The organism is Bradyrhizobium vignae (assembly GCF_900324035.1).
Lineage (GTDB): Bacteria > Pseudomonadota > Alphaproteobacteria > Rhizobiales > Xanthobacteraceae > Bradyrhizobium > Bradyrhizobium vignae.
Window position 1 is genome coordinate 5,099,898 of the sequence record NZ_LS398110.1, and the last position, 23,487, is coordinate 5,123,384.

A 23,487-nucleotide genomic window follows, 5' to 3' on the forward strand; every position below is an offset into this window, starting at 1 on the left:
GCTGTCACGATCGCGAGTTCGGCGGGCGTTCGGCGGCCCTTCCCGCCACCCTCACGGTATGCCCCCATCTGGCACGGACATTGCTCCTCTTTAGAACGATTTGAACGTTCCGGAGGAAGGTGATGTTGCAGGCGGCGAATGCGGTTCGCGGAGCTGTTCCAGTCGCGATGCGGTCTGCCGGCAGCTCCTCGCTGCTGCTCACCGAGAACCAGCAATGGATCGGCGGTCCACCACCGTTGATGGACAAGCTCTCGCCGCGCGAGCGGGAGTTGGTGCTGAAGCAGGGCCGGCGAAAAGTGCTCAACCGCGGCCAGACACTGTTCAGCCAGGGCGGCAAGCATGATGGCATCTGGCTGATCGAGAGCGGCCGCATCCGCGTGTTCTACACCTCGCCGCTCGGGCGCGAGATCACATTGGCCTACTGGCATGTCGGCAATTTCGTCGGCGGTCCCGAAGTGTTCGAGGGCACCGTGCACCAATGGTCCGGCGTTGCGTCCAGCAATTGCAGCGTCGTGCACCTGCCCGGAAAGGAACTGCGCATCCTTGCCGCAGAGATCCCCAATCTCGCGATCGGCCTGATCGAAGGCCTCACCTTCAAGGGCAAATGCTATTCGGCGCTGGCGCAGATGCTGGGAACGCGCTCCATCACGCAGCGCCTTGCGCATCTCTTGCTGCATCTCGTCGAGCTCTACGGCGTCGAGGATGCCGACGGCACCGTGATCGCGGCGGCCTTCACCCATGCCGACATCGCCCACATGGTCGGCGCCACCAGGCAATGGGTCACGATCAGCCTGAAGCGGATGCAGGAGAAGGGAATCGTCCTGACCAAGCGGTCGCAGATCGTGGTGTGCCGGACCGACGTTCTCGAGGAAATGCGCGGCCAGGCGTCGGATTGAGGCGGCAGCGACGACGATGGTCGGTGCACAGGCAAGCGGCTTTATAGTGCAGGATTGCCCAAGGAGTATGCAATCGGCTTTTCCCGGCAACTAATCGACTACCGCGGTCACTCCGGATTTGCTCTGCCTGCGCCCTCACCCAATCATGGCAACCACAGCACATCCAACCGAATGAGGATGAGAATGGTCCGCCATCTTCCCACGCTCTCGATCGCGATGCTGGTGACGTCGCTGGCGCTCCTCGTCACGCAGCCGGCATCGGCGGAGACCGTCACGCTCGGCATTGGAACGCAGGACACCACGACCAACACGGTGACCGCGGGCGTCGTCATCCGCCAGTTGCATCTGCTCGAAAAATATCTGCCGAGGGACGGCAAATACGCCAACATCAAGTTCGAGCTGGAGTGGCAGAACTTCACCTCCGGGCCGCCGGTCACCAACGCGATGATGGCGAACAAGCTGCAGATCGGCACGATGGGCGACTATCCGCTGATCGTGAACGGCTTCACCTTCGAGAACAACCCGGAGAGCAAGAGCCGCCTCGTCGGCGTTGCGGCCTACAGCCTCGAGGGCTCCGGCAACGGCCTCGTCGTCCACAAGGACTCGCCCTACTACGACCTCGCCGACCTCAAGGGCAAGCTGGTCAGCGTGCCCTTCGGCTCTGCCGCGCATGGCATGGTGCTGAAGGCGATGCAGGACCGCGGCTATGCATCCGACTTCTTCCAACTCGTGAGCCAGAGCCCGGAGGTCGGCTCGACCAATCTCCAGGAAAAGAAGATCGACGCCCACGCCGACTTCGTCCCCTTTGCCGAGTTGCTGCCGTTCCGCGGCTTTGCGCGAAAGATCTTCGACGGCGTCGAGACGAACTTGCCGACCTTCCACGGCATCGTCGTCCGCACCGATTTCGCCGAAAAATATCCTGAGGTCGTCGTTGCCTATTTCAAGGCGCTGATCGCCGCCGACCAGTGGCTGCGCGACGACCCGAAGCTAGCTGCGGAAAAAATCCAGGAATGGACCGGCATCAGCAAGGAAGTGGTCTACATCTTTCTCGGCCCCAGCGGCAACATGACCACCGATCCCACGATCAAGCCGGCTCTGATCGATGCCGCCACCGCCGATGTGAAGGTGCTGCAAAACCTCGGCCGCATGAAGGAGTTCGATCCGAAGAAGTGGGTCGACGACAGCTACATCCGCAAGGCCTATGCCGAGATGAATCTCGACTACGACGCGCAGCTTGCAAGCACGAAGAACTACGAGATCTCCGGCGAAGATTCCTTCTGCAAGAAACCGATCGCCGATCCGCGCAAGGCCGGCGAGGTCTGGGTGGACGACGCCGGCATCCTGCCGTTCTCGTCCGCCGCCTGCACGCTGGGTGCCTATGCCGACTACAAGGCCAAGGGCAAGAAGATCAACGTCGCCTACGTCTTCGACACCACGCGCGGCATCAAGCTGTTCGCCGACCAGGCCTTCTTCGCGGTCGGCAATGGCGACGTCACTCCGTTCCTGCTGAAGAAGGACGCCGAAGCCTATGCGGTCAAAATCGGCGGCAAGGTGCTCGGCTTCGACGAAGCGGTGAAGGCGGCGGTCAGCGGAGGCAAGACGTGAGCAATCCCGCCATCCTCAGACATTCCGAGGACAGCATGCCAGCCATTGCAGAGGCGGGCTCCGTGCGTGCCGTCAGGCCGCCCGCAACACCGCCCTCGTTCGGCACGCTCGCTTTGCGCTGGTACCGGCTGAACCAGAGCCGGCTGCGTGCGACCGCGATCGGCCTGATTTCGCTGCTCGCCTTCCTGCTGGTCTGGCACCTGCTCACGACCTACCGCGTCGTGTTCTTCGTGCGTTTCACCAACGTGCCTTCGCCGCTCGCGGTCTATGCGAGCTTCACCAAGGCGATGCACGATCCAAAATTCCTGATGCACATCCTCTTGAGCTGCCGGCGCATCTTCATCGGTTTCTCGCTGGCGGCGATCATCGGGGTGCCGCTCGGCCTGATCATGGGCCGGTTCAAGCTGGTGCACGAGGTGATCTTCCCGGTCGCCGAGGTGCTGCGGCCGATCCCGGCGATCGCCTGGGTGCCGATGGCGATCATGCTGTGGCCGACCAACGAGCAAAGCATCGTCTTCATCACCTTCCTCGGCTCGTTCTTCCCGATCCTGGTCAACACGCTGCACGGCATGTCGCTGGTCGATCCGGTGCTGGTCCGCGCGGCGCAATGTCTCGGCGCGCGCGAGCGCTCGATCTTCCGCGAGGTATATTTCCCGGCGTCGCTGCCGCACATCTTCACCGGCCTCACTGTCGGCATGGGCGTCGCCTGGGTGTCGCTGATCGCTGCCGAAATGATCTCGGGCCAGTACGGCATCGGCTATTTCACCTGGGAGGCCTATTCGCTGGTCCAGTATGCCGACATCGCGCTCGGCATGATCGCGATCGGCGTGCTCGGCCTCGGTTCTAGCCTGTTGATCCGCGGCGCCGGACAATTGGTGATGCCGTGGAGGTCGACATGAGCGAGATGCTTGCGAACACGTCGAAGGGCCATATCGAAGTCAAGAACTTCTCCCTCGCCTACGAGACCATCGAGGGATCGGTTCAGGCCGTCACCGATACGCAAATCCATGTGAAACCCGGCGAGTTCGTCTCGATCGTCGGCCCCTCCGGTTGCGGAAAATCGACGCTGCTCAACGCCGTCGCCGGCTTCCTTAAACCCACGACGGGCATCGTCACCGTCGACGGCGAGCGCGTGAACGGCCCGAGCGCCGAGCGCGGTATGGTGTTCCAGCAATATTCGCTGTTTCCCTGGAAGACGGTGCGGGAGAATGTCGAGTTCGGCCTGAAGATGCGCGGCATGCCGCGCTCCCAGCGCGAGCGCGCCGCGCGCACCCTGCTCGGGCTGGCGGGGCTGGAGGCGTTCGAGAAGCACTATCCGGAAAGGCTCTCCGGCGGCATGAAACAGCGCGTCGGCATCGTAAGAGCGCTCGCGACCGGACCGAAGGTGCTGCTGCTGGACGAGCCGTTCGGCGCGCTCGACGCGCAGACGCGCGTCATCATGCAGCAGATCCTCACCAACATGTGGCAGCGGCTGAAGATCTCAGTGCTGTTCGTCACCCACGACATCGATGAAGCCATCTTCCTATCCGACCGCGTTTACTGCATGACCGCGCGGCCCGGCTCGATCAAGGCGGAGATTCCGATCCCGCTGGAGCGGCCGCGGCAGCAATCCATGATGATGTCGTCGGAATTTTTGGCGCTGCGCCGCGGGCTGATGTCCCTGATCCGCGAGGAAAGCCTCAAAGCGATGGGCGGCGAGATCAACGACATGGGCATGCAGGGACTCAACATCGAGCTGCACGGGCACTCGCTGGCGGACGTGATTTAGCGATCGCCCTCGACGCTTGCGCTGTTCTTCCCTTGTCCCTTGTGGGAGAAGGTGGCGCAAAGCGCCGGATGGGGTGCTATCCGCGAATGACACGGTGAAAGAAGCGCTCGCGGAGTGAACCCCTCACCCTCTCGCCGCTAACGCGGCGAGCCATCCTCTCCCGCAACGACCCGCAAAGGGAGAGGGTGCAGCGCGCTTGCGGCCGGATCGTCTCACTTGAACCAGTGCACCAATGCGATGCTGATCCCGAGCAGCAGCAGCAGCGAGAGCGTCACGGCTGCCGTCACTCGGCCGCCGACATTGGCGAGCACGCGCACGTCGACGCCGAGTCCGAGCGCTGCCATCGACACCACCGTGAGAAAGCCCGTGATCTTCGTCACCGGTCCGACCACAGCGGCCGGCACGATCTCGAGCGAGCGCAGGGTCGCGAGCGCGAGGAAGCCGAGGATGAACCACGGCACTAGGCGAAAGAAGCCGAGATTGGTCTTCTTGGCATCGGCCTGCCAGCGCGAGGCGACCAGCGAGAGGCCGACGACGACCGGGCCGAGCATCAGGACGCGCATCAGCTTGACCAGCGTGCCGATCTGGGTCGAGACGAGGCCGGCCGGCACCGTCGCTGCAAGCACCTGTGGCACGGCGTAGACGGTGAGACCCGCAAGGATCCCGTATTGCGTGGCGGACAGCTGCAGCAGCGGGATCAGCAGCGGCAGGCCCAGCACCATCATCACACCGAGGATCGCGGTGAAGGAGATCGAGGACGCGATCTCGTCACTGTTGGCGCCGATGATCGGCGCCACGGCCGCAATCGCGGAATTGCCGCAGATCGAGTTGCCACAAGCGATCAGGATCGAGAGACGCGTCGAGAGGCCGAGCAGCCGGCTGAGGCCGAAGGAGACACAGAGCGCGACCACGACGACGGCCGCGATCGAAGCCAGCAGGGCGATGCCCGACGCAGCGATGGCGGCAAAGCTGATGGAGGCGCCAAGCAGCATGACCGCGACTTCAAGGAGCTGCTTGGCGCTGAAGGCGATGCCAGCCTGCCAGCGTGGGCCAGGCTTCCAGAAGCTGCGCAGCGCCATGCCGAGCAGGATCGCCATCACGAGCGCCTCGACATAGGGATGCTCGAACACACCCAGTTCCGCCTGCTCCAGCAGGGCCGAGACGCCGGCGACGAGAATGCAGAGGAGGATGCCCGGAATCAGCGCCGCAATGCGGCTGACGGCGGTGGCCGGCTTGGTATCGGCCGGGCTGGATGCTTGATTCTGCGACACAAATCTCTCCCGGAGGAGAAGGATTTATACGCAGCGCCACCCGATTGGGAAATAAGTTTTCGACATATCAGGGCCGAGGGAAGTTCTGTCCTCGGCCTGGAATAATCGGGCTCGGAAGATCAGGCGAGCCTTAGAAGATCAGGTTCTTGGCGAGCGAGGCGACCCGGCTGAAGCCGTCATAGATGCCCGGCTCGAAGAAGGCCGCACGCGCCAGCACGATGCCCGCGACCAGCGACCAGAACAGCGCGGTGCCGGCTCGCAGCAGAAGCTTTGAGGCGCGCGACTTCGGCTGGGCGTCCGTTGCGGACACCAGCTGCTCGCCGAAGGGCTCAAATCCAGTGCGTTCCATGACCGTAGCCAATCCGTCAAATCTGACGGGAATGTCGTCGTTTCGGGCCCAAACAGCAATGGAAGCGATTGGCGTTTTTGCCCTCGAGGAGGAAATCTCCTTCCGCCGGATGACCTCGGAACAATAGTTTTCTTCTTTTGGCTTACCAAGACACCGGCGGCCGGAGCTATAGGGCCAGATAACGCGGCCGGATCGCTTCGTTCGCCTTCTCGTCGACGAAGGCGGATTGAACTGGAGCGGCAACGCCAGCACCGCTTCGCAAGCGAGCGCAGGCCGTGTCCTTACGCCGCCAACCCACTCCCCACCGGCGCAAAGTTCAGTCCCAGACTCTCCGCCACCGCCTTGTTGGTGATCCGCCCGCGGTGCACGTTGAGGCCGTTTCGCAAATGCGGGTTCTCCAACACTGCGGCAAATCCCTTGTTTGCGAGCATCAGGCCGAACGGCAGCGTCGCGTTGTTCAGGGCCTGGCTCGAGGTCACCGGCACGGCGCCGGGCATGTTGGCGACGCAATAGTGCACGACACAATCGACCTCGTAGGTCGGATCGGTATGCGTGGTCGGATGCGAGGTCTCGAAGCAGCCGCCTTGGTCGATCGCGACGTCGACCAGAACGGCCCCCGGCCGCATCGATTTCAGCATGGCGCGCGTGACGAGCTTCGGCGCACTGGCGCCGGGCACCAGCACGGCACCGATCACCACGTCGGCGGCGAACACCTCTTCCTCGACCGACTCGATGGTTGAGAAACGGGTGCGCATGCGTCCGGCAAAGAGATCGTCCAGTTCGCGCAGGCGCGGAATCGAGCGGTCGATCACGGTGACTTCGGCACCGAGGCCCGCGGCCATGCGCGCAGCCTGCTTACCGACCACGCCCCCGCCGAGCACGACGACGCGTGCCGGCTGCACGCCGGGCACGCCTCCAAGCAGCACACCGCGGCCTCCGGCCGAACGCCTGAGCGCGGCGCCGGCGGCCTCGATGGCGAGGCGGCCGGCGACTTCGCTCATCGGCGCGAGCAGCGGGAGGTGGCCGGCCGCGTCGGTGACGGTTTCATATGCAATCGCGGTACAACCGGAAGCGAGCAGGCCCTTAGCTTGATCCGGATCCGGCGCAAGATGAAGATAGGTGAACAGGATCTGGTTTTCGCGGAGCTGAGCCCATTCGCTCTTCTGCGGTTCTTTCACCTTCACGATCATGTCGGATTTGGCAAAGATCTCGCGGGCGGTCTCGGCAATGGAGGCCCCTGCCCGCCGGTAGACCTTGTCGGACGCGCCGATGCCGCTGCCGGCGCCGCTCTCGACCGTCACCTGGTGTCCGGCGGCGACATATTCACGGACCGCGCCTGGGGTGAGCCCGACGCGATATTCCTGCACCTTGATCTCCTTCGGGACTCCAACGCGCATCTTGATCTCCCTCGCCAATCCTTTGATTCTATTGTTGATCGTAGCGAGAGGGCCGGTTTGGTTCCGTGCAAATATCCGCTACCTTGGCGGCGCCCGTGCCGGTTTCCGGCGCGGAAACGTCTTTTGACGCTGGAAACGAAACTTTGGCCCTCGACCGGAAAGACCTTGCCATCCTCGCGGAGCTCACGACCAATGCGCGAGCCAGCCACACCGAGCTTGCCAACAAGGTCGGCCTGTCGAGCACGGCGCTAGCGCGGCGGCAGAAGGCGCTGGAGGACGAAGGCTACATCCAGGCCTATCAGGCAGCGCTCGACCTCGCCCAGTTTGGTCTCACCACCACCGTGCTGGTTCGCATTGCGCTGGAGAGCCAGAGCGACGAGGCACTGAAGGCGTTCGAGGCGGAGGTGGTGAAGTGTCCGTCCGTCGTGCGCTGCTTCCTGATGTCGGGGACCGACGACTACATCTTGATCGTGCTCGCCCGCGACATCCAGGATTTCGAGCGCATCCACCGCACCGAGCTGTCCCGCCTGCCCCGCGTCGCGCGGGTGCAATCGAGCTTCGCGCTGCGCGAGATCGTCAACCGCGCGGTGCCGACCGTGGTGTTCGGCGAAAAGCGCTGATCTCATCCCAACCATCGCGAGAACCGGCCGGGAACTAAGCATCCTGTCATCCGTTGGGCGCTATTGGCCAGCGGCGGCAACGCATCCTCGCGTCAGCATCCTTGCCCAGTTCGGCCTCTCCACAGGGAAACAGGACATGGCCGATATCACGGATCAGATCCCCGAACGCATTCCGATCAACCTTGTCGTCAATGGCGCAAGGCGCACACTCGAGGTCGCGCCGTGGACCACGCTGCTGGATGCCCTGCGTGACCGTCTGGAGTTGACCGGCACCAAGAAGGGCTGCGATCACGGCCAATGCGGCGCCTGCACCGTCCTGGTCGACGGAAGACGCGTCAATTCCTGCCTGACGCTCGCCGTGATGAAGAATGGCGCTGCGATCACGACGATCGAAGGCTTGGCCAGTGACGGCACACTGCATCCCCTGCAACAGGCCTTTATCGAGCATGATGCCTTTCAATGCGGCTATTGCACGCCCGGACAGATTTGCTCTGCCGCGGGCCTGTTGGCCGAAGGTCGTGCGCGGGATGCCGACGAGATCCGGGAGCTGATGAGCGGAAATCTCTGCCGCTGCGGCGCCTACCCCAACATCGTGGCTGCGATCGAGCAGGCAATGGGCCGGTCATGAACAACGTCCAATATTCCCGCGCAAGCGACGTGCCCGACGCCATCCGCCTGCTCGCCGCCGATCCAGGCGCAAAGCTGATTGCCGGCGGCACCAACCTGATCGACCTGATGAAGGAGAATGTCGAACGACCCTCCCGGCTGATCGACATCTCCCGCCTGCCGCTCCGCGACGTCGAGGACACCGCGGACGGCGGCCTGCGCATCGGCGCCTTGGTGCCGAATTCGGATCTCGCCTACCACCCGCTGATCGAAAAGCGCTATCCCCTGCTCGCCAGCGCCATCCTGGCCGGCGCCTCCGCGCAACTGCGCAACATGGCCTCAGTCGGCGGCAATCTGATGCAGCGCACGCGCTGCGCCTACTTCTATGACACGGCGACGCCTTGCAACAAACGAAGCCCAGGGACCGGCTGCTCGGCTCTCGATGGCCTCAACCGCAACCACGCAATCCTCGGCACCAGCAAGTCCTGCATCGCGACCAACCCGTCCGACATGAGCGTGGCGCTGGCCGCGCTCGGCGCGCTCGTGCACATCGCAGGCGCCACCGGTCAGCGCACCATCGCGCTGACCGATTTCCATCGGCTGCCGGACGACAAGCCCCATCTCGATACAAATCTCGGTAGCGGCGAGATCATCACCGCAATCGAGCTGCCGCCACGCGGCTTCGCCCGGAACTACAGCTATCTGAAGATCCGCGACCGACTGTCCTACGCCTTTGCCTTGGTCTCGGTCGCGGCCGCGCTCGAACTGGAGGGCAACGCAATCAGCGAAGCCCGCCTGGCGCTTGGCGGCGTGGCCCACAAGCCCTGGCGAAGCCTCGAGGCCGAAGCGGCTTTGCACGGCCAGGCGGCAACGCCGGATCATTTTGGGCGCGCCGCCGACCTGCTGCTGCAGGGGGCAACCGCTCGTTCGCAGAACGGCTTCAAGATCGAGCTCGCGCGCCGCGCCGTTGTGCGTACGCTGATGCAGGCCGCAAGCGCCACGCCGCAATCGCAAGCTCACAAGAAGATCGCATGAGGGCTCGATGAACGCCTATGTCGGAACACCAACGTCACGCGTCGACGGCCGGGCCAAAGTCACGGGGGCAGCCAAATATGCCGGCGAATTCGCGGCAGACCACCTCCTCCATGGTTTCGTCGTCGCGGCCACCATTCCGCGCGGGCGCATCGCCCGCCTCGACACCAGCGAGGCGCTGAAGGTGAAGGGCGTGGTCGACGTGCTCACCCACGCGCATCGTCCGCCCCTCGCCGACAAGGACGACGCCTGGAAGGACGAGGTGGCGCCGGAGAAGGGCTCGCCGTTCCGGCCGCTCTATGATGACAGGATCAAGTTCAACGGCCAGCCGATCGCGCTGGTCGTGGCCGAGGACTGGGAAACCGCCAAGTTCGCCGCAACCCTCGTCCGCGTTGAATACGAGCAGGAGGCGTTTGCGACCGATCTCGAATCCGAGCGCGGCAAGGCTGCCAAAGTGGATCAGCCGCACAAGCCGCGCGGTGACGCGCCAGCAGCGCTGACGCGGGCGGCCGTCCGTCTCGAGGCGGACTATGTCATTCCGAGCGAGCATCACAACCCGATGGAGCTGTATGCGACGACGGCCGTCTGGGACGGCAACGGCGGCATTACCGTCTATGACAAGACGCAGGGTGTCCAGAACGTCCAGAAGTTTCTCTGCAGCGTTTTCGGCAAGAAGCCGGACGACATCCGCGTGCTCTCGCCCTATGTCGGAGGCGCCTTCGGCTCAGGCCTGCGGCCGCAGCACCAGGTGGTCTTGGCAACGCTTGGCGCGCTCGCGCTGAAGCGGTCTGTCCGCGTCGTCCTGACACGGCAGCAGATGTACAGCTTGGGCTACCGTCCGATGACCATCGAGCACGTTGCGCTCGGCGCAAAGCCCGATGGCACGCTCGATGCCGTCAGCCACGAGGCCATTGCGGTCACCTCGCGCTTTGAGGATTTCTCGCGCAACGATACCGGCTGGGCGGAGCAGCTCTACAAGAGCCCCAACAGCCGTCTCTCCCACAAGCTCGTCCACCTCGACGTCGCCACCCCCTGTGACATGCGCGCGCCGGGCGCGGCATCGGGCGTCTGCGCGCTCGAATGCGCCATGGACGAATTGGCCGTCGCGCTCAAGCTCGACCCGATCGAGCTGCGGCTGAAGTGCTACTCGGATCGCGACCAAAGCGAAGACCTGCCCTACACTAGCAAGCGGTTGCGCGAATGCTACGCCCGCGGCGCCGAAGCCTTCGGCTGGGGGCGGCGGAACCCCGCGCCGCGCTCCATGCGCGACGGCAAGGAGCTGGTCGGCTGGGGCATGGCGACAGGGGTGTGGGAGGCGCTGCAGATGCCCGTCGCCGCCCGCATCGTGCTGACGGCCAACGGCCATGCCGAGGTCTCCTGCGCCGCATCCGACATTGGCACCGGTACGTACACCATCGTGGCACAGGTAGCGGCCGATGCCCTCGGGCTGCCGATCGACAACATCAGCGTCCGGCTCGCCGATTCGACCTTGCCGCAAGCCCCTGTCGAGGGCGGCTCCTGGATGGCGGCGTCCAGCGCGCACGCGGTGCTGGGAGCGGCCGAAGACATTCGCCAGGAGCTGGCACGGCTCGCCAAGGCGATGCCGGGCTCGCCGCTCGCTGACCCCGTCAATGTCACGTTGGTCGACGGCATGATCGCCAGCAACGGAGCCGCCGTCTCGATTGCGGATGTCATGCGCCACAGCAAGGTCGAGCGGATCGAAAAACAGAAGCTCAACCAGTTCGTAGAAGACAAATCGTACGCCCGCAACACGCATTCGGCCGTCTTCGCCGAGGTGAAGGTCGACGAGGAGCTCGGCGTGATCCGCGTCACGCGGGTCGTGAGCGCGGTCGCGGCCGGACGCATCCTGAACACCAAGACCGGCCGCAGCCAGATCATGGGCGGCGTTGTCTGGGGCATCGGAATGGCGCTGCACGAGGAGACGGTGATGGATCACCGCTTCGGCCGCATCATGAACGCGAACATTGCCGAGTACCACATTCCCGTGAATGCCGACGTTCACGACATAGACGTCATCTTCGTCGATGAGCCCGACGAACGGATCAACAGGCTGGGCGTCAAGGGTCTCGGTGAGATCGGTATCGTCGGCGTGCCTGCGGCGATTGCGAACGCCGTCTATCACGCCACCGGCAAGCGCATCCGGCGCTTCCCGATCACGCTGGACAAGCTGATTGACTGAATCAGGGCTAAACGAAACAACAGGCCGGCGCTCTACGCATCTGACGATGTGTCCGTCCCGCTCTCCAACTCGCGTCGCTTGGATTCGAGTTCCGACTGCGGCATCTCCTCGATCCCGACGAGATCTTTCCGCGGCGCGGTGGCCCGAATGAGCTCATCGAGTTTCAACTGGAGTGCAGCACTGTCCCTGTTCTGCGTGTTCTGTATCAGGAACACCATCAGGAATGTGACGATGCTGCTGACCGTATTCATGATCAGCTGCCATGTGTCGGAGAAGCCGAAGATTGGTCCGCTAACGAGCCACGCTGCCACGGTGCAGACCGCCAATGCAAACGGCCAGGGGCGGCCGCTCCGCGTTGCAATTTCGGACGCAAACCTGGAAAACCAGTGCTCTTTTCGTCGCTGAACCAAATTCGCACCGTCGCCCGATGCGCCGACGATCCTGGTGATGGAGGCGGTGAATTGCCGCGAGGCCATCGGCTCCATCGTGTCGGACGCCATCGAGAGTAGAACACGTCCCCCCGGCAGAGGTTTCAAACGCCTCCGCGGCTGAAGCAATCGGGGTGGGTATGCTTGGCGTGGCGAACTGCGGGCCTGGCCGGCCTATCATGCGGTGTCGCCAGCGCCACGGCTGCTGGTTCGACACGTCAAGGCACAGCGGTCGCTGGGTGCCCGTCCGCTGGGCCTTCACGACGGGAAATCGGCCGGTCTCACCTGGATGCGGTCGGCATGCAGGGACCAGTGATGCAAGGCCTGGTCCTTGCAAAATTTCGCCTTGGCCCGCTCTCTGGCTTCGTCCTCATCGGAGGCGTCGATCTCGAGCGTGCCCTGACACACCTCGATCTGTCGGCCATAGTCGCCGAGCACGTCCTTCATGAACCTGACGACATAAGTTGACATGGGACCTCCTACACCCCCGTCAGCCCCGGCGGCACTCTAATCCCATTTAGGCTGGTCTGGGGAAAGAGATTTTGACGCGGATCAAGGTCAGGATGCGGTTTTCTTCGCGCCGTCATTTCGGGGCGGCTCGCAGGGCCGAACCCGGAATCTCGGGATCCCGGGTTCGATTCCTCGCATTTCCCTATCCCGGCGTCACGCCAAAAGCCTGCTTGAAGCGTTCCGCATAGCGCGGCCAGACTTCGGGATTGATGATGCGCGGCGGGCGCTTGCCGTCGAGCACGTCCAGCACCTGTTCGGCGGCGATGCGGCCCATGTTCTGGCGCGCTTCGATGGTGACGCCGGCCGTGTGCGGGCTCGCCAGCACGTTATCGAACTGGAGCAGCGGATGCTCCGGCGGCGGCGGCTCCTTGGACCAGACGTCGAGGCCGGCTCCCGCGATGCGCTTGTCGCGCAGCGCCTTCAGCAAAGCGTCCTCGTCGTGGATGAAGCCACGTGCCGTGGTGATGAAATAGGCATGCGGCTGCATCAGCGCAAATTCGCGCACGCTGATCATGTTGCGGCTGCTCTTGTTCAGCGGGCAGGAGATCGAGACGAAATCGGCTCGGCGCAGCAGCTCGTCGAGCTCGACCTTCTCCCCGCCCCGCTCGGCCATCACTTCGGCCGACAAATATGGATCATAGGCCAGCACCTTCATGCCGAGCAGGCCCTTGCACAGCGCGGCGATGCGGCGGCCGACATTACCGAGGCCGATGATGCCGACGGTCTTGCCCTCGACTTCGTTGCCGACGAGCTCGTTGCGGTTGACGTCGCGTTCGCGGCGCAGACGGCGATCCGACTGGATGATGCGCTTGGACAGCGTCAGCATCATCGCCAGCGCATGCTCGGCGACCGAATGGGCGTTGCCGCCGGACTGATTGACGACGACGACGCCCGCCTCCGTGCAGGCCTCGACGTCGACGGGGTCGAAGCCCGCGCCATTGCTGGAGACCAGCAGCAAATTCGGCGTCCGCTTCAGGAAGGCGGCATCGACGTGGAAATGCGGCGCCAGCTCATCGCGCGCCGCGCCGATCTGATAGACATGGGCCGCGCTCAGGATGGGCGCATAGAAATCTTCAGGGCTTTCGTTCTCGATCCGATCGAGCCGGACGTCGGGCCGCGCCTTCAGGATGTCGATATAGATCGGATTGGCCAGGTATTTGACGTAGAACACGCGCTTGTTGTTGACGGACATCAGGCCCCTTCCGGCTCGCTCGCGGGGGGAGCTTGGCAGGTCGGCGCGACGCGCTCCGTCCGGTGCTTCCTCCCGTTCCTTCGTTGCCGCACTTATGACATGGCGGCGCCCTCCCCGGCAGGCCTTCTGGCGCAGATCACGGTGCTGGCTCGGACATGTTGACAATCCCGCTGCCCGCGTCAAGTTCGGCTCACCGCCGCGACGACCAGAACAATGGTCACGACCAAGAAGCATGCGCGGCCCTAGGGAGAACGCAATGGCGATTGCGGAGCAACAGACGGAGGGGACCAGCGACAGAAGCTGGCACGGCATCGTCCTGCAAACCCTGAAGCGGAACGCGGTCAGCCTCATCCCCTACGTGCCCGACCGCGTGCTGACGCCGCTGATCAAGAACCTGCACGCCGATCCCTTCTTCACCACCTTTGCCACCGCCCGCGAAGAGGAAGCGGTCGGCATCGTCTCAGGCGCGTGGATGGGCGGACGGCGCGGCGCGGTGCTGATGCAGACCTCCGGCTTCGCCACGCTCGCCAACGTGCTCGCTTCCCTCGCAGTGCCCTACCAGATCCCGCTGATCATGTTCGTGTCCGAGCGCGGGACGCTCGGCGAGTTCAACTACGGCCAGTCGCTGGTCTGCCGCACCATGCGCCCGGTGCTGGACTCGCTGGCGCTGGAGCACCACACCGTCACCCGGCTCGACGAGCTCGAATTCATTGCCGACCGCTCGATCAAGCAGGCCGTCACGACGCAGGCGCCGGTGGCGCTGATCCTCAACCCGCTGCTCACGGGCGGCAAGGTCTTCGACAAGTGAGGCCGGCCATGAGCGCACGCAACACCAAGATAATGAACCGCTTCGATGTGACTTCGCGCCTGATCGCGAAGCTCCAGCACGAAGAGGCCGTGATCGGCGGCATCGGCAACACCAATTTCGATCTCTGGGCCGCCGGCCACCGCCCACAGAATTTCTACATGCTTGGCAGCATGGGCCTCGCCTTCCCGATCGGGCTCGGCGTGGCGCTGGCGCAACCCGACCGCCGCGTCTTCGCGCTCGAAGGCGACGGCTCACTGCTGATGCAGCTCGGTGCACTGTCGACGATCGCAGCCCTGAAGCCGAAAAATCTCACGATGATCGTGATGGATAACGGCATCTACCAAATCACCGGCGCGCAGCCGACGCCCGCCGCGAATGTCGCTGACATCGTCGCAATCGCCGTTGGCTCCGGTCTCACCAACAGCGCCTGGGCCGCAGACGAGGAGGATTTCGAGCGGCTGGTCGACGATGCGATGGCTGCCTCCGAGCCCAACCTGATCGCCGTCAGAATCGACGATAAGCCGGGCGTGGGTACCACCCGCCGCGACCCCGTGCAGATCCGGGAACGCTTCATGCATGGTCTCGGCGTGCGCGAACCACTTTAACATTTTGTCATCAACTACATGTCGATCTGATGGCGGGACTATTCGGCGCCTTGCAAATCTGTGCTAAGCGAGCCGGATGCCCCTTTTGGTTCGTTCCTTTGCCTGGCTGCTCGCGGCCGCCGTCACATTCGCAACCCTTGGTCCACCGGGCCTGCGGCCCCATTCCGACCTCGGTCAGGACGGCGAACATGCGCTCGCCTTCATCCTGGTGGGGCTGGCCTTCGGCCTTGCCTACCGGCGGCGGCGCCTGCTGACCGCAGCGGCTGCAGTGGTCCTGATCGGCGTGCTCGAACTGATGCAACTTTGGGCACCCGGCCGCCACGCGCGGCTCGAGGATTTTCTGGTCGACGCGCTCACCGCTTGCCTCGGCTTCGTGCTCGCGGCCGCCGCAGATTGGGCCGTCGCCCGGCTTCGGGCCGATTCGGTCCTGACGAGCGAAGGCCCCGCGGAGTGACACTCCGCAGGGCCGATATTGTCAGCGTCGCAGATCAGTCGATGATCCTGACGACGCGGCGCGTGCGCGGTTCGACGATCACGCGGCGGTCGTTCACGACCGCGTAGCGATACTGGGTGTAGTTCGGCACCGGGCGCAGCACCACGGTGGGCGGCAACGGCTCGCCGACCACGACGCGCTCGCGGATCACCACGGAATCATCGCGCGGAATGCCGCCCAGAATTGCATTCGGAATTTCCAAACCTGCGCCAACGGCCGCGCCGACGGTGCCGCCGACCATCGCGCCGACCGGGCCGCCGATGTCGCCGCCCGCACGCGCGCCTTCTGCAGCGCCTTGGGCGGTGGTCGATTGAGCAAAGGCTGCGCTCGGCGCCAGCAGCGACGCAGCAGCCAACGTAATCGCCAGACGGGTTTTCATGTCCTTACGCCTCCAGTGATTGCTATGCATGTTCAACCCGCGGGGCCGGAGCATTGTTCCGGTTCCCCTGCGACAAAGATGCAGCACGCATCTGGAGAGTGTTACCCGGTAACAGATCAGACCGCAGCGATCTCGTACCCTGCCATCAGTTCCAACGCGCGCACCATCGCCGAATGATCCCAGGCCTTGCCGCCATGGGCGGTGCAGGACGAGAACAATTGCTGCGCCACTGCGGTGCTCGGCAGCGAGAGGCCGAGCGTCCGCGCGCCTTCGAGCGCAAGGTTGAGATCCTTCTGGTGCAGCTCGATGCGAAATCCCGGATCGAAATTGCGCTTCACCATGCGCTCGCCATGAACTTCGAGAATCCGCGACGAGGCGAAGCCGCCCATCAGCGCCTTGCGCACCAGCGCGGGGTTCGCACCAGCCTTGGATGCGAACAGAAGCGCTTCGCTCACCGCCTCGATCGTCAGCGCGACGATGATCTGGTTGGCGACTTTCGTCGTCTGACCGTCGCCAATGGCACCGACATGCGTGACGTTCTTGCCCATCTTGTCGAAGATCGGCTTCATGGTGCCAAAGGCCCGCTCCGGCCCACCGACCATGATGGTGAGGCTCGCAGCTTTCGCCCCGACCTCTCCGCCCGAGACAGGTGCGTCGAGATAGTCCGCACCGAGCGCCTCGATCTTCTTGGCGAACTCTTTCGTCGCCAGCGGGGAGATCGAGCTCATGTCGACCACGATCTTGCCCTTGGAGATGCCGCTTGCGACGCCGTCCTTGCCGAACAGCACTGCTTCGACATGCGGCGTATCCGGCACCATGATGATGACGGCATCCGCCCGCTCCGCGACCTGCTTGGCCGATTTGCAGGCGATGCCGCCGGCGGAAATCAGCTCCGGCGCGATCGGCGCGAGATCATGCAGGAGAACGCGATGGCCCGCAGCCAGAAGATGGCCGGCCATCGGCCGTCCCATGGTGCCAAGTCCGATGAAGCCGATATTGGTCATGGTTTGATTTCTCACAGTTGGAGTAGCAAAGTTCATCGACGCATTCGGTGCACCTCTCCCGCTTGCGGGAGAGGTCGGCGCGTAGCGCCGGGTGAGGCTTCTCTCCACGTTGGGATTTCTTCCGCAAGGATCCCATCGCGGAGACACCCTTTCCCGCACGCGGCCGCACGCGGGAGAGGGAGCGCACCGTCATCGCGGCCGCATCTGGCCCTCAGGTCTCAAACGTCTGCGCCGCGTGCCACGAAAGGCCTTCCAGCGTCGTTGTGCGCGGCTTGTATTCGCAGCCGATCCAGCCGCGATAACCGATCGCGTCGAGATGGCGGAACAGGAAGGGATAGTTGATCTCGCCGGTGCCGGGCTCATGGCGGCCGGGATTGTCGGCGAGCTGGATGTGGGCGATCTGGGGCAGATATTCCTGCATGGTGCGGGCGAGATCGCCCTCCATGATCTGCATGTGGTAGATGTCGTACTGGATGAAGAGGTTGTTCGAGCGCACTTCCGAGATCAGCTGCACCGCCTGCTCGGTGCCATTGAGATAGAAGCCGGGAATGTCGAGCGTGTTGATCGGCTCGACCAGCAGCTTGATGTTCTCGCGCGCCAACGTCGAGGCCGCGAAGCGCAGGTTTCCGATCAGCGTTTCCTGAAGTTCGCGGGGATCAGCGTCGACAGGCGCAACACCGACGAGACAGTTGAGCTGGTCGCAATCGAGCGCCTTGGCGTAGTCGATGGCGCGGAACACGCCGTCGCGAAACTCGGCGCTGCGGTCGGGCAGGATCGCGATGCCGCGTTCGCCCGCTGCCCAGTTGCCTGCGGGGAGATTGTGCAGCACCTGCGTGAGGCCATGGGCCTCGAGCTGCTCACGCAGCTGCGCCTTGTCGAAATCATAGGGGAAGAGATATTCGACTCCGGAGAAGCCCGCCGCCTTCGCTGCGGCGAAGCGGTCGAGGAACGGCATCTCGTTGAAGAGCATGGTGAGGTTGGCAGCAAACTTCGGCATGATGCTCTTCCCTATTCCGCCGGCTGCAACACGCGGGTGGCGCCGACTTCGTCGAGCGGAAGATCCAGCACTTCCTCGAACTCGACGATGTTGTCGATCTCCGCGCCCATCGCGATGTTGGTGACGCGTTCGAGAATGAACTCGACCACCACGGGCACACGGTGCTTCGCCATCAGTTCACGTGCGGTGGCGAACGCCGCCTGCGTGTCCTTCGGATCAGTCACGCGGATCGCCTTGCAGCCGAGACCTTCGGCGACCGCAACGTGGTCGACGCCGTAGACGCCGATCTCGGGCGCGTTGATGTTCTCGAAGGAGAGCTGGACGTGGTAGTCCATATCGAAGCCGCGCTGGGCCTGGCGGATCAGGCCGAGATAGGAATTGTTCACGACGACGTGGATGTAGGGCAGATTGAACTGCGCGCCGACCGCGAGCTCCTCGATCAGGAACTGGAAGTCGTAGTCTCCGGAGAGCGCGACGATGTCGCGATCCGGGCACGCCGCGCGCACGCCGAGCGCGGCCGGCAGCGTCCAACCGAGCGGACCCGCCTGCCCGGCGTTGATCCAGTTGCGCGGCTTGTAGACGCCCAAAAATTGCGCGCCGGCAATCTGCGACAGGCCGATCACGGTGACATAGGTGGTATCACGACCGAACGCCTTGTTCATCTCTTCATAGACGCGCTGCGGCTTGATCGGGACGTTGTCGAAATGGCTCTTGCGCAGCATCGTCTTCTTGCGATCGCGGCAGGCCGCAGGCCACGCCTGGCGCTCGCGGAGCCTGCCTGACCGCCGCCACTCCCTGGCGACGGTGACGAAGAGCTCGAGCGCGGCCTTGGCGTCCGAGACGATGCCGAGATCGGGATTGAACACACGCCCGATCTGGGTCGGCTCGATGTCCACGTGGACGAATTTGCGGCCCTTGGTGTAGGTCTCGACCGAACCGGTGTGGCGGTTGGCCCAGCGGTTGCCGATGCCGAGGACGAAGTCGGATTCCAGCAGCGTGGCGTTGCCGTAGCGGTGGCTGGTCTGAAGGCCGACCATGCCGGCCATCAGCACGTGGTCGTCGGGGATCGCGCCCCAACCCATCAGCGTCGGGACAACAGGCACGTTGGCGATCTCGGCGAATTCGACCAGAAGCTCGGAGGCATTGGCATTGATGATGCCGCCGCCGGCGACGATCAGCGGCCGCTCGGCGGCGTTGAGCATCTCCAGCGCCTTCTCGACCTGCTTGCGCGTCGCGGTCGGCTTGTAGACCGGCAGCGGCTCATAGGTCTCGTCGTCGAACTCGATCTCGGCAAGTTGCACGTCGAGCGGCATGTCGATCAGCACCGGTCCCGGCCGGCCCGACCGCATCACATGAAACGCCTGGCTGAATACGCGCGGCACCAATGCCGGCTCGCGCACCGTCACCGCCCATTTGGTCACGGGTTTTGCGATCGACTCGATGTCGACGGCCTGGAAGTCTTCCTTATAAAGCCGCGCCCGCGGCGCCTGCCCGGTGATGCAGAGGATCGGGATGGAATCGGCGATCGCCGAATAGAGCCCGGTGATCATGTCGGTGCCGGCCGGCCCTGACGTTCCTATGCAGACGCCGATATTGCCAGCCTTTGCCCTTGTATAGCCCTCGGCCATGTGCGAGGCGCCCTCGACATGCCGCGCCAGGATGTGGCGGATCGAGCCGCGCTTCTTCAGCGCCGAATAGAGCGGATTGATCGCAGCCCCGGGAACACCAAAGGCAGTCGAGATGCCTTCCTTCTCCAGGATACGCACGGCCGCATCGACAGCTCGCATCTTCGCCATATCGGACCTCGCTCAGGTTAAGTCAGCGAGCGAGATCATCAGATGCGCGGAAGCCGATCTCAACGAGATCGATTTTATTTTCCACGATGCGGCAGCCACGGAAAAATCGTGGCGGTCTCAATCAGTTAGATCGAGATATGTGTGAAAGCCGCTTCACTCGAACAGCGGCGCCAGTTCCATCTGCGGCACCAGCACGAGGCCCTTGTCGGTGATGCGAATTTCCGGAATGACCGATAGGGGAATCAAATTGAAGCCCATGTAGGGGATGGTGCAGCCGGCCTCGGCCCACTCTTTCTTCAGCGCCTTGACCTCTTCGGCCACTTCTGTAACGCGCTTGTCCGAGAGCAGGCCTGCGATCGGCAGCGGGACCAGCGCCCTCACCCTGCCGTCGGCCACGACGCAGACGCCGCCCTGCCGGTCCTTGATGGCGGCGATGGCGACCTGCATATCGCCCTCGTTGGTGCCGGCGACGATGATGTTGTGGCTGTCGTGCCCGACACTGGAGGCGACCGCGCCGCGCTTCAGGCCGAAATCCTTCAAAAGGCCGTAGGCGACGTTGCCGGCCGATTTGCCGTGGCGCTCGACCACCGTGACGAAACAGAGGCCGTAGCGCGCGAACAGCGACGGCCAGTCCTTTGCGGGCTCGATCGCCACCTTCTCGTGGATCAAGGTGATGCCCGGCAATGCGGTCTTGATGGCGTTGATGGTGCAGGCCTTCGCGGGCAGTTCCGGCGTCAACTTCATCTTCTCCGGCAGCTTCACGGTGGCATAAGCCGCCTTCGGATATTGATAGCGCTGCGACAACACCCGATCGAGGCTATCAGTGATCTTGCCGTGCTCGACCACGAGCTCGCCGCCATACCACGTGCATTGCGGCTTGAGCTGGTCGTCCATCAGCACGAGATCGGCGCGACGGCCGCCGCCGAGGCCGCCGATTTCGCCCTCCATGTTGAAGCGCGTCGCGCCATGCAGCGAGCCCATCGACCAGGCCTGCTCCGGCGACATCCCTGCTTTCACGGCTTCGCGGACCACCCAGTCGAGACCGAACAGCAGCAGATCGTCGGCGTCGCGATCATCGGTGCACACGGCGGTGCGCTTGTGCGAGGCCCCGAGCTCGGTGATGGTCCGGATCGCCTGCGGCAGCGAATGCCAGGGCGTCGTTGGCGGGCCGCCGCGCAAAAACACCCAGACGCCGGCATCGAGCAGATCGTCGGCGATGTCGCGGTCGATTGCCTCGTGGGTGTCGGTGATGCCGGATGCCGCATAGGCCGCGACGAATTCGCGGCCATAGACGTGGCCGGATACCGGACGTCCCCGTTTCAAAGCAGCCGCGAGGATCGCATGACTGCGATCGTCGCCCATGGTCACCGGCACGAAATCCATCTTCTCGCCGAGCGCGACCGCTTCTGGCCAGCGGTCGAACAGGCCGGCGATCTTGTCCGGCGTCAGATCGCCGCCTGCAGTCTCCAGCTCGGCCGATGTCGCCGGCACCGTGCTCGGCACCGTCAGGAAGATCGAGAGCGGCGCCTCGCGCGCGTCCTCCAGCATCGCCTCGACGCCGGCAACGTCCATGACATTGCCGATCTCGTGGCTGTCGCAGAAGATCGTTGTGGTGCCGTTGAGCAGCGCGGCCTCGGCATACGCGCAGGCCGTCACCATCGAGGATTCGATGTGGATGTGCGGATCGACCAGGCCCGGCGCGATGATGCCGCCAGCTGCGTCGTAGGTCGTGACGTCGCGCCATACCTTCCGTGCTGTTCCGGAAGGCTTCACGGCCGCGATACGGCCGCCTGTGATCCAGACCTCCCGCGCCGGATGGATCCGCTCCGAATAGGTCGAGAGCACCCGCGCCCCGGTGACGACGAGATCCGGCGCGGCGCGTGCGGATGCGACATCGGCGAGACGTCGCGTCATGCTGTGAAGCGGCGCGACGGAGAAGCGGGTGAGCTTGTTCATCGGGGCTCTCGCGTGGGAATGATAGCCCGCGATGGTTGCCGCCGTTGGCGGCGAGGGCAACTCAAATAATACAGCACCCGTGCTTACGCATTGGGCAGAGGACCCCGACGTATCGAGGCATCGGGGCCCAACCTACCACTGCGGTCAGTCGCAGATGCGGCGGCGAACCACAACATCCTCACCGAACCGGTTGACCCGGTGTTGTACGATGGTGCGGCAACCGCCGTAGTATTGGTCACCGTCGTAGTCACGGTAGTATCGGTCCGGGCCAACATAGACGCCGCCGGAACCGATGCCAAACTCAACAGCGTTTGCTGTTGTTACCGCTCCCGCAGCTAGAGCAGCCACTGCGGCGAGCGCGAGGATCATTCGCTTCATTTGGCACTCCTCTCGCAAGTGACGGAGCATTGGGCCAACGATCGGGCTTGAGATTGGTTTCGTGACGATGAGCGAACACCAATGCAGAAAATCGTCGTTCCATTAAAAACAGCGCGTTCAGATCGGGAACCAGCTTGCGGCGCAATCGCACCAATTTACGCATCACTCATTGTGGCGTTTGCCACGCGCCGAAATTGGAACCCTTATGATGTTACCCATACCCATTTTGCAATTGTCTGCGCGCGGCGCTCGGATCTAATTGAAACAGCAGAATTCGCCTTCGCATGTGCTTGGAGTTTCACTTTTGCGGTTAAGAGCTTTCGCATCTGAATTGGATTTCGCGGCGAAAAGCATATGTGAGTTCAAACAAAGTTTGAGGTTGTCGCCGTTTGCCGCTCGAAATGCGATGGGGCGGATTGTCCGCATCGGGCTGCAGTGATGCTTGTAAGCGGAGTTGGTAACCGGCTTCTGTCAGCACTGCCGACCGCGGATCTCGATCTTTTGACACCCGATCTACAGACGGTCACTCTCGATCGGGAAGAGGTCGTCTCGCGAGTGGGGGATCATACCGAACACGTCCTCTTCCCTCACAGCGGCGCCGTTTCGGTGATGGTCGATATGGCGAATGGGCAGACGGTCGCCAGCGCCGCAATAGGGCGCGAGGGGGCAGTGGGCACTCTGTCCGTGCTGGGACCATCCCCTGCGGCCGTTACGACCATCGTTCGTGCCGCGGGGACGGCCTCGCGGATCCCCGCAGCGCGATTCCATGCTGCTTTCAGCCGGAGTCCTGCGATCCGGCACGTAGTCCAGCTTCACTTCAAGGCGGTGCTGATACAGTTTCAATTGGGCGGGGCTTGCAATGCACTGCATCCGGTCCAAGCCCGCATGGCACGCTGGCTGCTTCAACTTCACGATCGCATCAACCAAGACGTCCTGCCTCTCACGCAGGACGCGCTTTCGCAGATGTTGGGTGTGCGACGAACGACGGTGACGCTCCTGATGCGCAATCTGCGCGCTTCCGGAGCGATCAGATCTGAGCGGCGGGGCGAAATCGAGATCGACTCATCGCGGCTCGCTGCGGTGGCGTGCGAATGCCGCGACACCATGCGGCTCGAACTCGAGAAGATCTTCTCTATGAGTACAGCGCCATCTCGCGCTTTCGATCTGCCGATCCGGTAGAAACGGGCGATGCTCCTA

General features: G+C 63.7%; 25 protein-coding genes. 13 read left to right on the forward strand and 12 right to left on the reverse strand.

Annotation, left to right across the window (positions count from 1 at the left end):
• The first annotated feature begins 122 nt into the window (after window positions 1-122).
• From BRAD3257_RS24885 to BRAD3257_RS24900, 4 genes are all read left to right on the forward strand, one after another.
• Window positions 123-896 carry a Crp/Fnr family transcriptional regulator gene (locus BRAD3257_RS24885; protein WP_174221590.1) on the forward strand — a complete coding sequence of 258 codons (774 nt, stop codon included), beginning with the start codon at window positions 123-125 and terminating at the stop codon, window positions 894-896.
• A 183-nt stretch (window positions 897-1,079) separates the two neighbouring features.
• The gene (locus tag BRAD3257_RS24890; protein WP_162500350.1) at window positions 1,080-2,501 is read left to right on the forward strand and encodes an ABC transporter substrate-binding protein; all 1,422 of its coding nucleotides are present in this window, start codon (window positions 1,080-1,082) and stop codon (window positions 2,499-2,501) included.
• Window positions 2,498-3,400, forward strand: a complete 903-nt coding sequence (locus BRAD3257_RS24895; protein ID WP_122404045.1) for an ABC transporter permease — start codon at window positions 2,498-2,500, stop codon at window positions 3,398-3,400. The genes BRAD3257_RS24890 and BRAD3257_RS24895 overlap by 4 nt, the downstream gene beginning before the upstream one ends.
• Window positions 3,397-4,269 carry an ABC transporter ATP-binding protein gene (locus BRAD3257_RS24900; RefSeq protein ID WP_162500351.1) on the forward strand — a complete coding sequence of 291 codons (873 nt, stop codon included), beginning with the start codon at window positions 3,397-3,399 and terminating at the stop codon, window positions 4,267-4,269. Before BRAD3257_RS24895 ends, BRAD3257_RS24900 begins: the two co-directional genes overlap by 4 nt.
• Before the next feature lie 212 nt (window positions 4,270-4,481).
• Here BRAD3257_RS24900 and BRAD3257_RS24905 read toward each other — a convergent pair whose 3' ends face one another.
• From BRAD3257_RS24905 to ald, 3 genes are all read right to left on the reverse strand, one after another.
• Window positions 4,482-5,540 carry a YeiH family protein gene (locus BRAD3257_RS24905; protein ID WP_122404047.1) on the reverse strand — a complete coding sequence of 353 codons (1,059 nt, stop codon included), beginning with the start codon at window positions 5,538-5,540 and terminating at the stop codon, window positions 4,482-4,484.
• Between the two features lie 130 nt (window positions 5,541-5,670).
• Entirely contained in the window at window positions 5,671-5,889 is a 219-nt protein-coding gene (locus tag BRAD3257_RS24910) for a hypothetical protein (protein WP_122404048.1), read from the reverse strand.
• A gap of 281 nt (window positions 5,890-6,170) precedes the next feature.
• The gene (gene ald / locus BRAD3257_RS24915; protein ID WP_122406745.1) at window positions 6,171-7,286 is read right to left on the reverse strand and encodes an alanine dehydrogenase; all 1,116 of its coding nucleotides are present in this window, start codon (window positions 7,284-7,286) and stop codon (window positions 6,171-6,173) included.
• A 143-nt stretch (window positions 7,287-7,429) separates the two neighbouring features.
• Between ald and BRAD3257_RS24920 the strand changes: the two genes are divergently transcribed.
• The 4 genes from BRAD3257_RS24920 (at window position 7,430) to BRAD3257_RS24935 (ending at window position 11,744) form a co-directional block, all read left to right on the forward strand.
• Window positions 7,430-7,906 (forward strand): Lrp/AsnC family transcriptional regulator, encoded by a 477-nt coding sequence (locus BRAD3257_RS24920; protein WP_162500352.1) that lies wholly within the window; start codon window positions 7,430-7,432, stop codon window positions 7,904-7,906.
• 136 nt (window positions 7,907-8,042) lie between these two features.
• Window positions 8,043-8,534: a (2Fe-2S)-binding protein gene (locus tag BRAD3257_RS24925; RefSeq protein WP_122404050.1), complete on the forward strand. Its 492-nt coding sequence runs from the start codon at window positions 8,043-8,045 to the stop codon at window positions 8,532-8,534.
• Window positions 8,531-9,547, forward strand: a complete 1,017-nt coding sequence (locus BRAD3257_RS24930; RefSeq protein ID WP_122404051.1) for an FAD binding domain-containing protein — start codon at window positions 8,531-8,533, stop codon at window positions 9,545-9,547. Before BRAD3257_RS24925 ends, BRAD3257_RS24930 begins: the two co-directional genes overlap by 4 nt.
• Before the next feature lie 7 nt (window positions 9,548-9,554).
• A complete protein-coding gene (locus BRAD3257_RS24935) occupies window positions 9,555-11,744 on the forward strand; it encodes a xanthine dehydrogenase family protein molybdopterin-binding subunit (RefSeq protein WP_122404052.1) in 2,190 nt (729 codons plus the stop codon).
• A 32-nt stretch (window positions 11,745-11,776) separates the two neighbouring features.
• Here BRAD3257_RS24935 and BRAD3257_RS24940 read toward each other — a convergent pair whose 3' ends face one another.
• The 3 genes from BRAD3257_RS24940 to BRAD3257_RS24950 all read right to left on the reverse strand — a co-directional run bounded on the left by BRAD3257_RS24940 (window position 11,777) and on the right by BRAD3257_RS24950 (window position 13,874).
• Window positions 11,777-12,220, reverse strand: a complete 444-nt coding sequence (locus BRAD3257_RS24940; RefSeq protein WP_122406746.1) for a low affinity iron permease family protein — start codon at window positions 12,218-12,220, stop codon at window positions 11,777-11,779.
• A gap of 210 nt (window positions 12,221-12,430) precedes the next feature.
• Window positions 12,431-12,643 (reverse strand): hypothetical protein, encoded by a 213-nt coding sequence (locus BRAD3257_RS24945; RefSeq protein WP_122404053.1) that lies wholly within the window; start codon window positions 12,641-12,643, stop codon window positions 12,431-12,433.
• 181 nt (window positions 12,644-12,824) lie between these two features.
• Window positions 12,825-13,874: a hydroxyacid dehydrogenase gene (locus tag BRAD3257_RS24950; protein ID WP_122404054.1), complete on the reverse strand. Its 1,050-nt coding sequence runs from the start codon at window positions 13,872-13,874 to the stop codon at window positions 12,825-12,827.
• Window positions 13,875-14,130: 256 nt separating this feature from the next.
• On the opposite strand from BRAD3257_RS24950, the gene BRAD3257_RS24955 reads away from it, so the two are divergent.
• The 3 genes from BRAD3257_RS24955 (at window position 14,131) to BRAD3257_RS24965 (ending at window position 15,741) form a co-directional block, all read left to right on the forward strand.
• Window positions 14,131-14,682 (forward strand): thiamine pyrophosphate-binding protein, encoded by a 552-nt coding sequence (locus tag BRAD3257_RS24955; RefSeq protein ID WP_162500353.1) that lies wholly within the window; start codon window positions 14,131-14,133, stop codon window positions 14,680-14,682.
• Window positions 14,683-14,690: 8 nt separating this feature from the next.
• Window positions 14,691-15,287, forward strand: coding sequence for a thiamine pyrophosphate-dependent enzyme (locus BRAD3257_RS24960; protein WP_162500354.1), 597 nt, complete (start codon window positions 14,691-14,693; stop codon window positions 15,285-15,287).
• Window positions 15,288-15,363: 76 nt separating this feature from the next.
• Entirely contained in the window at window positions 15,364-15,741 is a 378-nt protein-coding gene (locus BRAD3257_RS24965) for a VanZ family protein (protein WP_122404057.1), read from the forward strand.
• Window positions 15,742-15,775: 34 nt separating this feature from the next.
• On the opposite strand, the gene BRAD3257_RS24970 is transcribed toward BRAD3257_RS24965, so the two are convergent.
• The 6 genes from BRAD3257_RS24970 to BRAD3257_RS25000 form a co-directional block, all read right to left on the reverse strand.
• Entirely contained in the window at window positions 15,776-16,159 is a 384-nt protein-coding gene (locus BRAD3257_RS24970) for a DUF1236 domain-containing protein (RefSeq protein WP_162500355.1), read from the reverse strand.
• 116 nt (window positions 16,160-16,275) lie between these two features.
• Entirely contained in the window at window positions 16,276-17,163 is an 888-nt protein-coding gene (locus BRAD3257_RS24975; protein ID WP_122404059.1) for a 2-hydroxy-3-oxopropionate reductase, read from the reverse strand.
• 211 nt (window positions 17,164-17,374) lie between these two features.
• Entirely contained in the window at window positions 17,375-18,160 is a 786-nt protein-coding gene (gene hyi, locus BRAD3257_RS24985) for a hydroxypyruvate isomerase (RefSeq protein ID WP_122404061.1), read from the reverse strand.
• Window positions 18,161-18,171: 11 nt separating this feature from the next.
• Window positions 18,172-19,956, reverse strand: coding sequence for a glyoxylate carboligase (gene gcl, locus BRAD3257_RS24990; RefSeq protein WP_122404062.1), 1,785 nt, complete (start codon window positions 19,954-19,956; stop codon window positions 18,172-18,174).
• Between the two features lie 153 nt (window positions 19,957-20,109).
• Window positions 20,110-21,912 (reverse strand): adenine deaminase C-terminal domain-containing protein, encoded by a 1,803-nt coding sequence (locus BRAD3257_RS24995; protein WP_122404063.1) that lies wholly within the window; start codon window positions 21,910-21,912, stop codon window positions 20,110-20,112.
• A gap of 144 nt (window positions 21,913-22,056) precedes the next feature.
• The gene (locus BRAD3257_RS25000; protein WP_129143038.1) at window positions 22,057-22,290 is read right to left on the reverse strand and encodes a hypothetical protein; all 234 of its coding nucleotides are present in this window, start codon (window positions 22,288-22,290) and stop codon (window positions 22,057-22,059) included.
• An 81-nt stretch (window positions 22,291-22,371) separates the two neighbouring features.
• Here BRAD3257_RS25000 and BRAD3257_RS39340 point away from each other — a divergent pair, with 81 nt between their 5' ends.
• Window positions 22,372-22,620 (forward strand): hypothetical protein, encoded by a 249-nt coding sequence (locus BRAD3257_RS39340; protein ID WP_145987023.1) that lies wholly within the window; start codon window positions 22,372-22,374, stop codon window positions 22,618-22,620.
• A gap of 108 nt (window positions 22,621-22,728) precedes the next feature.
• Window positions 22,729-23,469 carry a Crp/Fnr family transcriptional regulator gene (locus BRAD3257_RS25005; RefSeq protein WP_245162605.1) on the forward strand — a complete coding sequence of 247 codons (741 nt, stop codon included), beginning with the start codon at window positions 22,729-22,731 and terminating at the stop codon, window positions 23,467-23,469.
• Window positions 23,470-23,487: the final 18 nt, after the last annotated feature.

Bases quoted from the DNA above. Each gene is read 5' to 3' on its own strand.
- BRAD3257_RS24910 (WP_122404048.1), bottom strand. From the start codon at position 5,889: ATGGAACGCACTGGATTTGAGCCCTTCGGCGAGCAGCTGGTGTCCGCA.
- BRAD3257_RS24925 (WP_122404050.1), top strand. From the start codon at position 8,043: ATGGCCGATATCACGGATCAGATCCCCGAACGCATTCCGATCAACCTT.
- BRAD3257_RS24970 (WP_162500355.1), bottom strand. From the start codon at position 16,159: ATGAAAACCCGTCTGGCGATTACGTTGGCTGCTGCGTCGCTGCTGGCG.
- BRAD3257_RS39340 (WP_145987023.1), top strand. From the start codon at position 22,372: ATGCAGAAAATCGTCGTTCCATTAAAAACAGCGCGTTCAGATCGGGAA.
- BRAD3257_RS24930 (WP_122404051.1), top strand. From the start codon at position 8,531: ATGAACAACGTCCAATATTCCCGCGCAAGCGACGTGCCCGACGCCATC.
- BRAD3257_RS24950 (WP_122404054.1), bottom strand. From the start codon at position 13,874: ATGTCCGTCAACAACAAGCGCGTGTTCTACGTCAAATACCTGGCCAAT.
- BRAD3257_RS24975 (WP_122404059.1), bottom strand. From the start codon at position 17,163: ATGACCAATATCGGCTTCATCGGACTTGGCACCATGGGACGGCCGATG.
- BRAD3257_RS24995 (WP_122404063.1), bottom strand. From the start codon at position 21,912: ATGAACAAGCTCACCCGCTTCTCCGTCGCGCCGCTTCACAGCATGACG.
- BRAD3257_RS25000 (WP_129143038.1), bottom strand. From the start codon at position 22,290: ATGAAGCGAATGATCCTCGCGCTCGCCGCAGTGGCTGCTCTAGCTGCG.
- BRAD3257_RS24960 (WP_162500354.1), top strand. From the start codon at position 14,691: ATGAGCGCACGCAACACCAAGATAATGAACCGCTTCGATGTGACTTCG.
- BRAD3257_RS25005 (WP_245162605.1), top strand. From the start codon at position 22,729: ATGCTTGTAAGCGGAGTTGGTAACCGGCTTCTGTCAGCACTGCCGACC.
- BRAD3257_RS24935 (WP_122404052.1), top strand. From the start codon at position 9,555: ATGAACGCCTATGTCGGAACACCAACGTCACGCGTCGACGGCCGGGCC.
- BRAD3257_RS24955 (WP_162500353.1), top strand. From the start codon at position 14,131: ATGGCGATTGCGGAGCAACAGACGGAGGGGACCAGCGACAGAAGCTGG.
- BRAD3257_RS24900 (WP_162500351.1), top strand. From the start codon at position 3,397: ATGAGCGAGATGCTTGCGAACACGTCGAAGGGCCATATCGAAGTCAAG.
- BRAD3257_RS24890 (WP_162500350.1), top strand. From the start codon at position 1,080: ATGGTCCGCCATCTTCCCACGCTCTCGATCGCGATGCTGGTGACGTCG.
- BRAD3257_RS24945 (WP_122404053.1), bottom strand. From the start codon at position 12,643: ATGTCAACTTATGTCGTCAGGTTCATGAAGGACGTGCTCGGCGACTAT.
- BRAD3257_RS24965 (WP_122404057.1), top strand. From the start codon at position 15,364: ATGCCCCTTTTGGTTCGTTCCTTTGCCTGGCTGCTCGCGGCCGCCGTC.
- BRAD3257_RS24885 (WP_174221590.1), top strand. From the start codon at position 123: ATGTTGCAGGCGGCGAATGCGGTTCGCGGAGCTGTTCCAGTCGCGATG.
- gcl (WP_122404062.1), bottom strand. From the start codon at position 19,956: ATGGCGAAGATGCGAGCTGTCGATGCGGCCGTGCGTATCCTGGAGAAG.
- hyi (WP_122404061.1), bottom strand. From the start codon at position 18,160: ATGCCGAAGTTTGCTGCCAACCTCACCATGCTCTTCAACGAGATGCCG.
- BRAD3257_RS24940 (WP_122406746.1), bottom strand. From the start codon at position 12,220: ATGGCCTCGCGGCAATTCACCGCCTCCATCACCAGGATCGTCGGCGCA.
- ald (WP_122406745.1), bottom strand. From the start codon at position 7,286: ATGCGCGTTGGAGTCCCGAAGGAGATCAAGGTGCAGGAATATCGCGTC.